At 38.5% G+C, this 9,570-nt stretch carries 10 protein-coding genes; 7 read left to right on the plus strand and 3 right to left on the minus strand.

From position 1 onward, the window contains the following. The first annotated feature begins 369 nt into the window (after nucleotides 1-369). Both RM541_RS15735 and RM541_RS15740 read left to right on the plus strand, forming a co-directional pair. The gene (locus tag RM541_RS15735; RefSeq protein WP_311501086.1) at nucleotides 370-816 is read left to right on the plus strand and encodes a hypothetical protein; all 447 of its coding nucleotides are present in this window, start codon (nucleotides 370-372) and stop codon (nucleotides 814-816) included. 328 nt (nucleotides 817-1,144) lie between these two features. Beyond that, entirely contained in the window at nucleotides 1,145-1,390 is a 246-nt protein-coding gene (locus RM541_RS15740; protein ID WP_311501087.1) for a hypothetical protein, read from the plus strand. 177 nt (nucleotides 1,391-1,567) lie between these two features. On the opposite strand, the gene rocD is transcribed toward RM541_RS15740, so the two are convergent. Next, nucleotides 1,568-2,812, minus strand: a complete 1,245-nt coding sequence (rocD, locus tag RM541_RS15745; protein ID WP_311501099.1) for an ornithine--oxo-acid transaminase — start codon at nucleotides 2,810-2,812, stop codon at nucleotides 1,568-1,570. Nucleotides 2,813-2,982: 170 nt separating this feature from the next. Here rocD and rlmD point away from each other — a divergent pair, with 170 nt between their 5' ends. The 3 genes from rlmD to RM541_RS15760 are packed head-to-tail and all read left to right on the plus strand — an operon-like array spanning nucleotide 2,983 to nucleotide 5,638. Beyond that, nucleotides 2,983-4,392, plus strand: a complete 1,410-nt coding sequence (gene rlmD / locus RM541_RS15750; RefSeq protein WP_311501088.1) for a 23S rRNA (uracil(1939)-C(5))-methyltransferase RlmD — start codon at nucleotides 2,983-2,985, stop codon at nucleotides 4,390-4,392. 51 nt (nucleotides 4,393-4,443) lie between these two features. Then, entirely contained in the window at nucleotides 4,444-4,965 is a 522-nt protein-coding gene (locus RM541_RS15755) for a DUF6452 family protein (protein WP_311501089.1), read from the plus strand. Continuing rightward, on the plus strand, nucleotides 4,931-5,638 hold the full coding sequence (locus RM541_RS15760) for a DUF6048 family protein (protein ID WP_311501090.1): 708 nt from the start codon (nucleotides 4,931-4,933) through the stop codon (nucleotides 5,636-5,638). The genes RM541_RS15755 and RM541_RS15760 overlap by 35 nt, the downstream gene beginning before the upstream one ends. A gap of 166 nt (nucleotides 5,639-5,804) precedes the next feature. On the opposite strand, the gene RM541_RS15765 is transcribed toward RM541_RS15760, so the two are convergent. Beyond that, nucleotides 5,805-6,965, minus strand: a complete 1,161-nt coding sequence (locus RM541_RS15765) for a THUMP domain-containing class I SAM-dependent RNA methyltransferase (RefSeq protein WP_311501091.1) — start codon at nucleotides 6,963-6,965, stop codon at nucleotides 5,805-5,807. A gap of 109 nt (nucleotides 6,966-7,074) precedes the next feature. Between RM541_RS15765 and RM541_RS15770 the strand changes: the two genes are divergently transcribed. Together RM541_RS15770 and RM541_RS15775 are read left to right on the plus strand one after the other, a co-directional pair. Next, entirely contained in the window at nucleotides 7,075-7,743 is a 669-nt protein-coding gene (locus tag RM541_RS15770; RefSeq protein ID WP_311501092.1) for a ZIP family metal transporter, read from the plus strand. Nucleotides 7,744-7,784: 41 nt separating this feature from the next. Then, on the plus strand, nucleotides 7,785-8,213 hold the full coding sequence (locus RM541_RS15775) for a DUF4268 domain-containing protein (protein WP_311501093.1): 429 nt from the start codon (nucleotides 7,785-7,787) through the stop codon (nucleotides 8,211-8,213). 24 nt (nucleotides 8,214-8,237) lie between these two features. Here RM541_RS15775 and xth read toward each other — a convergent pair whose 3' ends face one another. Further along, nucleotides 8,238-9,008 (minus strand): exodeoxyribonuclease III, encoded by a 771-nt coding sequence (gene xth, locus RM541_RS15780; RefSeq protein ID WP_311501094.1) that lies wholly within the window; start codon nucleotides 9,006-9,008, stop codon nucleotides 8,238-8,240. Between the last annotated feature and the right edge of the window lie 562 nt (nucleotides 9,009-9,570).

The following is a 9,570-nucleotide window of genomic DNA, read 5'->3' on the forward strand; positions in this document are numbered from 1 at the left end:
AACAAATCTTTTTTTAACCCTGCTGCAAAATAAGGTCCGAAAATTGGCAAATTTCGGCATTGACTTTTTAAGAAGCTCGCCAACTGAAATTTTCTTTTTACTGAATATTCCATAGCAAAAATCGAAATGAAGGACGAAAATTGGCAAATTTTGACGTGCTCTTTTTTCTAAAGAGAATAAACGGGAAGGTAGAAACTCTGGCATATTTTCAACAGAAATATTTTTGAATCCTTCTTCAGAATGAAGCACCAAAATTGGCAAATTTCGACATGCACTTTTTTCTGTTAACCAAATTGCATTAAATCCTTCTCCTGACGCAACCTTTCTTCTTAGAATGCATCTTATTAATGTACCAATAGAACTATAATCATGAAAAAAATCTCTCTACTTGTAGTAGTAACAGCTACAATTTTATTTTCCTGTGATGAAAAACAAAAAGAAATTGACAAAGCTGATGTATTTGCCACAGATGCTCAAAAATGGGAACTGGTAAAAATGACCGGAAGCTTTGCAGGTTCAGAAACTATAGGAGATGAAATGGAATGGCAGGAATACTACCTCTTTAATGCCAATGGGACATTTACTAAACACCGGGAACGAAATAACAAAATAGTAGAAGCTTCGGGAAGTTTTGAAACCGATACCAATGAAGATGGACTGGTTTATAATTTGTCCTATTCAGAAGAAAATGAACTAATAGGAAATTGCCATGGTGCACCTACAGAATACCTCTACTTTAGCAGCGATGGTGAAACTTTACTTAGCAGCTGGTGGGCATGTGATGGTCCCGGACTTTTTTATGAGCAGGTAAAGTAGTGAAAGAGATATCCAAAAATATAAGCCGTCTCATGTATCAAACTGGAACGGACTTTTGTTTTTATTTTTTTCTCTGCATGTTAATATTAACCAGGAATTTCCCCAACAAAATTAAAAGATGAGTGTTTCCTGCGCACTCTTCTTTCTAATAGTGGATGCCAGGGCGTATAATCCGAATTCTCCAGTCCACGGTGGGTAATCTTTAAAACTTTCGATTGTATTTATATGAGCAAATACCGGCTCTACATCTGCCGTTCATTTTTTAGTTTTTACTCCCCTATTTCTGAAAATAGCTCCTCCCGGTTTCCTTAAAATGTGCAATGGTTTTATGATTGGCCACTTACCTATTGGAGAGCCACATGAAGTTAATAATCTCACGCATGGCTTCCTATCTTCCGGCTGGAATAGATCTTGTCAAGATAAGTATAAACATCACCTTCAACATCATCTTTGGATAGTAGCTGGATGGCCTATCTTTACTATAAGCTTTGATCAATGGCTGAATGTTGAATTGTTCAATCACTCTACAGATGATTTTAATCGGGTGATCCCCCGGGAATCAATTCTTCAATGATGGTGGTAAATGCCAGTTTTGCTGCTGGTTATACTCCTTTGAATTTATGACTCATAAGTCTCAATTACACTACTTAATAATTGCAAAATCCTTACAAAAAAGCAGCTGCAGCCGTAAAATAAAAAGCTGCCTCAAATAAATAAGACAGCTTAATTTTATTGTAATTCTCGCAACCGATTATTTTTCAAACTGCTTCAGTGTATCTGTAATAATATCTACACAATCCCTTAGCTGCTCTTCGTTCATTACCAATGGTGGTGCAAAACGAATAATATTACCATGAGTTGGCTTCGCCAAAAGTCCGTTTTCCTTTAAAGCAACACAAATATCCCAGGCAGTAGTACTCTCGGGAGAATCGTTAATTAAAATTGCATTTAAAAGACCTTTACCACGCACTTCGTTTACAATATTAGAATCGCGAATATAATCATCCAACAACCTTCTGAATAATCCACCTAATTTCTCAGCATTTTCAGCAAGTTTTTCATCATGGATTACCTCCAGCGCCGCATGAGCGACAGCGCAGGCCAGAGGATTTCCTCCAAAAGTAGAACCATGCTGACCCGGTTTTATTACATTCATCACCTTATCATCTGCGAGAACGGCAGAAACAGGATACACTCCGCCGGAAATTGCTTTCCCAAGAATAAGTATATCAGGTTTTACATTTTCGTGATCTACTGCAAGTAATTTTCCGGTACGGGCAATTCCTGTTTGTACTTCATCTGCAATAAAAAGAACGTTATGCTTTTCGCAAAGTGCCTTTGTTCTTTCCAGATAACCTTGAGAAGGCACATATACCCCAGCTTCACCCTGTATAGGTTCAACCAGGAACCCGGCAATGTTTTCATTTTCTTCAAGCACCTTTTCAAGTGCATCTACATCATCATAAGGAATTTTAAGAAATCCCGGGGTGTAAGGTCCAAAGTTCTTTCTTGCTCCTTCATCATTAGAAAAGGATATAATAGTAGTTGTTCTTCCGTGGAAGTTATTTTCACAAACAACAATCTGCGCTTCAGTTTCCTGTACGCCTTTTGTTTCATATGCCCATTTCCTGGCAAGCTTAATAGCTGTTTCCACAGCCTCTGCACCGGTATTCATTGGCAGCAGCTTATCAAAACCAAAATACTCAGTCGCATATTCTTCAAAAGGTCCTAAGACGTCATTATGAAAGGCTCTTGAAGTCAGCGTTAGTTTAGCAGCCTGTTGAGAAAGCGCATCGATAATCCTTGGGTGGCAATGCCCCTGATTCACAGCAGAATATGCAGAGAGAAAATCATAATATTTATTTCCTTCAACATCCCAAACATGAACTCCCTCACCTTTGCTCAAAACGGCCGGCAACGGATGATAATTGTGCGCTCCATGCTTGTCTTCCAATTTAATCGCTTCTTCTGAAGATTTAATTTCCTTTAATGGCATTTCTAATTCTTTTATATCATTTACTTCTTCAATTCCTTCTTGTACCGCTGAATTTATCGGAAATCGGAGAGAAATCATCCTGATTTTGAATCTTCGCAAATTACTAAATGTTTGCTGAAATTTTCAATATGAGCCCCAATAAATCTTAGCTTTTATCCTATTTTTGCGGCATGGGTAGAAAGAAAAAGAACAAGCTTTTTGAAGCAGTTGAAATTATAGACGCCGGTGCAAAAGGTAAAAGCATTGGTAAAGCGCCAGACGGGAAGGTGATTTTTATTAATAATGCCGTTCCCGGCGATGTGGCAGATATCCAGACGATAAAAAAAAGAAAATCCTATTACCAGGGTACAGCGGTTAATTTCCATGAATATTCCAGTAAAAGGGTCGAGCCTGTTTGCCAGCATTTTGGCACCTGCGGAGGCTGCAAATGGCAATTTATGGACTATAAATACCAACTGGAGTATAAACAGCAGGAAATTGAAAACAACTTACGCCGGATTGGCAAAGTAGAACTTCCGGAAACGACTCCTATTCTTGGCAGCAAAGAAATCTACTTCTACAGGAATAAAATGGAATTCTCTTTTAGTGACAGCAGATGGCTTACTATGGAAGAAATCCAGAGCGGGAAAGATTTTGACAGTAAAAATGCATTGGGTTTCCATATCCCCGGAATGTGGGATAAGATCCTGGACATCAAAAAATGTCATCTTCAGGAAGATCCCAGTAATGCTATCCGGAATTTTATAAAGATTTTTGCTACAGAAAATGACATGCAATTCTTTAACGCCCGGGAGCAATCAGGATTTTTGCGCACATTAATGATTCGCACCTCTTCCACCGGAGAAATTATGGTGCTGCTTCAGCTTTTTGAAGAAGATAAAGAAAAGAGGGAGTTTTTGCTGGACAATATTCTTGCGGAGTTTCCTGAAATCACTTCCCTTCAGTACGTGATAAATTCCAAAGGAAATGATACAATTTATGATCAGGAGGTGATCTGTTACCATGGTCGCGACCATATCTTTGAAGAAATGGAAGGCCTTAAATTCAAGATTAACGCAAAATCTTTCTACCAGACAAATTCCGCACAGGCTTACGAATTATATAAAATCACAAGAGATTTTGCTGATTTAAAGGGAGATGAAATTGTATATGATCTTTATACGGGAACCGGGACTATTGCTCAGTTTGTAGCGGCAAAAGCAAAAAAAGTCATTGGTGTAGAAGCTGTGCCTGAAGCAATTAAAGATGCCAAAGAAAATGCCGAACGCAATAACATCGAAAATACACAGTTTTTCGCGGGAGACATGAGAAAGGTTTTTACCCAAGATTTCATCAATAAACATGGTAATCCGGACGTTATAATTACCGATCCGCCAAGGGACGGTATGCACAAAGATGTTGTAGCCCAAATTATTGGTATATTGCCGCAGCGGATCGTGTATGTAAGTTGTAATTCTGCCACGCAGGCCCGCGATCTGGAAATGTTGGATGAACATTATAAAGTAACAAAAGTGCAGCCGGTAGATATGTTCCCCCAAACCTTCCACGTGGAAAATGTGGTTTGTTTGGAAAGGAGATAAACCGGCCGGAAAAGAACTTATATTCTTTTCTAATGAACAACATAATAAAAGATGAAATCATTTTATTCCGAAACAATTTTTATCGCTTTGGCTTCAATTCTGGTTTTTGCCGGATGCCAACGGGATGATATTTGTGCGGCCAGTTCCCAAACTACTTCGCTGCTCGTTATGAGATTTTATGATATTGAGGACAGGGAAACTCCGCAAGCCCCAATAAATCTGAGGATAAAAGCTGTAGAAGATACTTCAGTTTTTATGCTGAACGTTAACCGCGATAGTATTGCAATTCCGTTAAGAACAGATCAGGATATTACTTCTTACGAGTTTACCTTTAATTATGCTGAAGAAGAAGATCCAGATAGTCCGGTAGAACAAAATAATACTGACATTATTGATTTTTACTACGCCAGGGAAGAGATTTATCTTAACAGGGCCTGCTCCTTTAAAGTAAATTATTCTGGATTGAATGCCAGAATTGATCCTGGTGAAGATGGTGCCTGGATTTTAGACTATGTCATTGAACAAGAAGAAGTTGAAAATGAAAATAACGCCCACATATCTTTTTACTATTAGTCTTATCCTGTTGTTGTATTCTAATCCCGTAACAGCTCAAACGGAACAACCCCAGGACAGCATTGAGTATAAAGAAAAATACGGTTTAAGGGTTGGTGCGGACATAAGCAAGTTACTGCGTACGGCCTTTCAGGAGGATTATCGTGGCTTCGAGCTGCTAGGGGATTATCGTGTTTATGACAATTATTATGCTGCTGCTGAAATTGGCAATGAGCAAATTACTTTCGATGAAGGTTTAATACGAGCAACTTCTTCTGGGAGTTATGCCAAAATTGGAGCAGACTACAACGCTTACGAAAATTGGCAGGATATGCAGAACAGCATTTTTGTAGGTATCCGCTATGGCTTCGCCACTTTTTCCCAGGAATTGGAAGAATATACTATATATACAACGACTCCTTATTTTGAACCTGATACCAGAACTCCGGAAAATGGTGAAACCACAGGTTTAACAGCCAATTGGATCGAATTAATGGCAGGTATAAAGGTAGAAGTACTAAATAATCTTTTTCTTTCTGCCAATGTGCAGCTTAAGCGCAGGATTGGCCAAAATACGCCTTCAGGTTTCGATAACCTTAGCATTCCCGGCTTTAACCGCACCTATGATGACAGCCAATTTGGTGTAGGCTATGGTTATTCCATTTCGTACTTACTACCATTCTACAAGAAGTAAAATTCAGTTCGCAAATTGTGGATATATATTTGAGCAGCACCATAGCCTCAAATTTACCTGAAAAAGGTCGATGCCCTAAAATGCCAATTATCGACCTCTAAAAAACTAATCCTTCAAAAAAGCACTCTCTTTGAGGTATGCATTCAATTTTAAACTCAGCTAACCTTTAATCCTGCTGTTTATGTACCTTCTTTGTGCCTTCATATATCTCGTATTTCAGAAGTTTTGATTCCAAAGCACCGTTGTACATCTTGATTTTTCGTGAAGGGCGCAAACCAACATGCTTAATTGCTTCCAGGTTAGAAGTGATAAACCACGCCTGCGTACCGGGGTAATTTTGTTTCAGGGTATCACCAATTCTCTTGTAAAATGCAGGCATATCGATCTCCAAACGCTCTCCATATGGCGGATTAAAGACCATATGCAGATGTCGGTCATTTTCCTTTTCACTTTCAAAGAAATCCTGTCTTTCTATCTTAATAAATTCTGAAAGGTTTGCGTTTTCAACGTTATCGATCGCTTTGTGCACTGCTGAAGGGGAGGTATCGTAACCCTTTATAGTAAAATGGAATTCCCGAACTTTCTTTAATACAGATTCTTCAATCTTCTCGAAAAGATCTGCATCCCAATCCTTCCACCTTTCAAACGCAAATTCTTTTCGGTTTAGATTTGGAGGAATATTACACGCAATCATGGCAGCTTCTATTAGCAGAGTTCCACTACCACACATAGGATCCAGAAAATCGCTTTGGCCGTTCCATCCCGACTGCAATAACATGCCGGCAGCCAAAACTTCATTTATAGGAGCGATGTTTGTCGCTGTTTTGTAACCGCGCTTGTGCAAAGACTGTCCGGAACTGTCGAAACTTACATCACAAAAGTTCCCTTCAATATGGATATTAAGACGCAAAGTTGGAAAATCCAGGTCTACATCTGGTCGCTTACCAAATTTATCTCTAAACCTGTCAACAATTGCATCCTTGGTTTTCAGGGAAATATACTTTGAATGTGTAAAAGTTTCAGAATGTACGGTCGCATCTATGGCAAGCGTATCGTCTACATCCATAAATTCTTCCCATGGCAGGGCATAAATACTTTTATAGAGATCCTCTTCAGAATATATTTTGAAGCTTTTGTAAGGCTTTAAAACCTTGATCGCTGTACGCAGACATAAATTTGCTTTGTACATAAAGCCGTTATCGCCTGTAAAACTTACATTTCTTGTTCCTTCCTTTATATCCATCGCACCAAGATCCCTCAATTCCTTAGCAACCAGGGGTTCAAAACCAAACATTGTCTTGGCGATCATCTTAAAATTATTTCCCATATCACATTTTTTAAAGAACCGCAAAAATACGTTAATTTTGCCCATTATAATAATCTGTTCAAAGCTGAAAGTAATAAGCCCGGAACTCAACCAACCTTGAATAAATTAAATGATTTATATATTACCCTTACTTTCGGTTTTTGCAGGTTACATAATTTCATTATTCTTAAAACCCTCCTCCTCTACTGGTTTTCAGTTATTACTTTCCTTTAGTGGAGCTTATCTGCTTTCTGTAACAGTATTTGAATTGTTGCCGGAAGTCTATTCCAGCGGCTCTTCAGAAATTGGAATATTTATAATGTTGGGACTTTTGCTCCAAATCATTCTGGAATTTGTTTCCAAAGGAGTAGAGCATGGTCACATGCACCACAATGACAATACCGGTACTTTTCCTGTTCTCTTGCTGGTAAGTTTGAGCCTGCACGCACTTTTGGAAGGTTTTCCTATTAATCACAGCGGGCATCTTTTGCACGGGGTCGTCATCCATAAAATTCCCGTAGCGGCGATCCTTGCGGTTTTTCTTATAAGGTCGAAAATTAGCAAAATAAAGGTTGTTCTTTTTTTGACAATTTTCGGTTTAATGACACCACTTGGAAGCTGGCTGCAGAAAAACCTTGAAGTTCTTAATCAGTATTCAGTTTATATTAATGCAATGGTTATTGGTATCTTTTTACACGTTTCTACCACAATTTTATTTGAATCTGCCAAGAATCACACTTTTAATGCATCCAAACTTGCGATTGTAATCTTGGGAATATTACTAGCATATTTTATTTGATTTAATTCGTGAATAATTTCTTCGGAAAAAATTTTTTATAAATGTTTAGCAGGGAAGAATCGAAAAAACTGACTCAAGAATTCTGGACAAGCTTCGGAAGAAAATATGAGCAACAATGGATTCTGTACAACACAAAAATCAAGGAAGTTCAGTTGAAATTTACTTTTAACAGAAAATTTGCCCAGGTTGCTATGGATGTTGCCTCTGCAGACGAGGTAATTCAGGAATATTATTATGAAAAACTTCTTTCACTGAAGAAAATCCTGAAAGAAGAATACCTGCCCCAGGCGCAATTTGAAGAAAATTATGCTTTGCCCGAAGGTAAAACAGTGTCCCGGGTTTATGTTCAGTTTGATAATGTAAGTGTCCATAGTAAAGACGACTGGCCAAAAGTTCAAAACTTTCTGGCTGAGAATATGCTGAAGATGGAATCCTTCTTTACAGACTTTGAAGATTTCATAAAAAGCTGAAAGGTGATTTCTTCAGTAAATCTCTCACTTCAGCTCTATCCATACCGGTACATGATCACTGGTTTTTTCCCAGCCACGCACATCTCTATCAACCCCTCCATCCATAAGGTTTTTATCCAGTTGCGGACTCAGTAAAAAATGATCTATACGCAAACCGGCATCGCGAGCAAATGCATTTCGGAAATAGTCATAAAAAGTATAAATTACTTCATCGGGATATAACTTCCGTATTGCATCAGTCCATCCCTGCTCCACAAGATTTTTGAACGCCAGACGAACTTCTGGCCTAAATAAAGCATCATCCTCCCAACGTTCCGGTTTATATACATCCAAATCGGTAGGCATTACATTATAGTCACCTACAACAACTACCGGAGTTTCCATCTCAAGAAGTTCCGCAGCACGTGAGCTCAGTCGCTCATACCAACGTAGTTTATAGTCATATTTTGGTCCTGGAGCAGGATTTCCGTTTGGCAGATACAGGCAGGCGACAAGAATATCGCCAACAAGAGCTTCAATATACCTGCTTTGCTCATCATCAGGATCACCAGGAAGACCGCGCATCACTTCGTTTATTTCCAGGTCACGTGCCAGAATAGCTACTCCATTCCACCTCTTTTGCCCAAACCAAATCGCATTATAACCAGCATCTTCAATAGCTTTTTTGGGGATTTTTTCATCGGGAGCTTTTAACTCCTGAAGGCAGACAATATCAGGTTTGGAATATTCCAGCCAGCGCAACAAGACCGGCAGTCTTGCATTAATTCCATTAACATTATAGGTTGCAATTTTCATAAAGCTATAATTCCCATATTTATTTAAATTAATATAAGGATTATGGAATTATTATTCCCTTTTTAAAAAGAACTTATAATATATTTAATTCTATTTTTTATTTGGGCGTGCCCTTCGGGCCGGGCTATCCGCGCTACACGGTAGCCGCTCCTATCCCTCACGCAGAAGAGTGAAAACTTCAACTTTAAAAAAAATAATTTCCGTTCTTCAAACTCCTCTTCCCATAGCGCCTGTGAGATTTTAAATACATATAGGGTCTAGTGCTGATAATTGCCATTTTCGAGGTACTTCTTAGAATATTATGAGAGGCTCTCAAAGCCAGGATTGATTTCTACAATTGGTTCCTTCCCTTTTTTAAGGGAAGGTGGCTTTATCAGCGAGAGCTGATAAAGACGGAAGGGTGAAAAACATGATTACAAGCAGATATTCCAATCCTGATCACAGATCTTCTATAAAAGCAGATTTTCAACAGTAGATTTCCTTACCACGTATTTTCGAGAACGATAATTGCAGAGTTTATTCTTTATTGAACTTCTCCATCATGTAAAAAAAGAAGAATTCC

Origin of the sequence: Autumnicola psychrophila, from assembly GCF_031846645.1 — a bacterium.
In the GTDB taxonomy this organism is placed as follows: domain Bacteria; phylum Bacteroidota; class Bacteroidia; order Flavobacteriales; family Flavobacteriaceae; genus Autumnicola; species Autumnicola psychrophila.

Excerpts from the sequence above, each read along its gene's own strand:
- RM541_RS15775 (WP_311501093.1), top strand. The coding sequence starts at position 7,785 with ATGTTTAGCAGGGAAGAATCGAAAAAACTGACTCAAGAATTCTGGACA.
- rlmD (WP_311501088.1), top strand. The coding sequence starts at position 2,983 with ATGGGTAGAAAGAAAAAGAACAAGCTTTTTGAAGCAGTTGAAATTATA.
- RM541_RS15760 (WP_311501090.1), top strand. The coding sequence starts at position 4,931 with ATGAAAATAACGCCCACATATCTTTTTACTATTAGTCTTATCCTGTTG.
- rocD (WP_311501099.1), bottom strand. The coding sequence starts at position 2,812 with ATGCCATTAAAGGAAATTAAATCTTCAGAAGAAGCGATTAAATTGGAA.
- RM541_RS15755 (WP_311501089.1), top strand. The coding sequence starts at position 4,444 with ATGAAATCATTTTATTCCGAAACAATTTTTATCGCTTTGGCTTCAATT.
- RM541_RS15770 (WP_311501092.1), top strand. The coding sequence starts at position 7,075 with ATGATTTATATATTACCCTTACTTTCGGTTTTTGCAGGTTACATAATT.
- xth (WP_311501094.1), bottom strand. The coding sequence starts at position 9,008 with ATGAAAATTGCAACCTATAATGTTAATGGAATTAATGCAAGACTGCCG.
- RM541_RS15765 (WP_311501091.1), bottom strand. The coding sequence starts at position 6,965 with ATGGGAAATAATTTTAAGATGATCGCCAAGACAATGTTTGGTTTTGAA.
- RM541_RS15740 (WP_311501087.1), top strand. The coding sequence starts at position 1,145 with ATGATTGGCCACTTACCTATTGGAGAGCCACATGAAGTTAATAATCTC.
- RM541_RS15735 (WP_311501086.1), top strand. The coding sequence starts at position 370 with ATGAAAAAAATCTCTCTACTTGTAGTAGTAACAGCTACAATTTTATTT.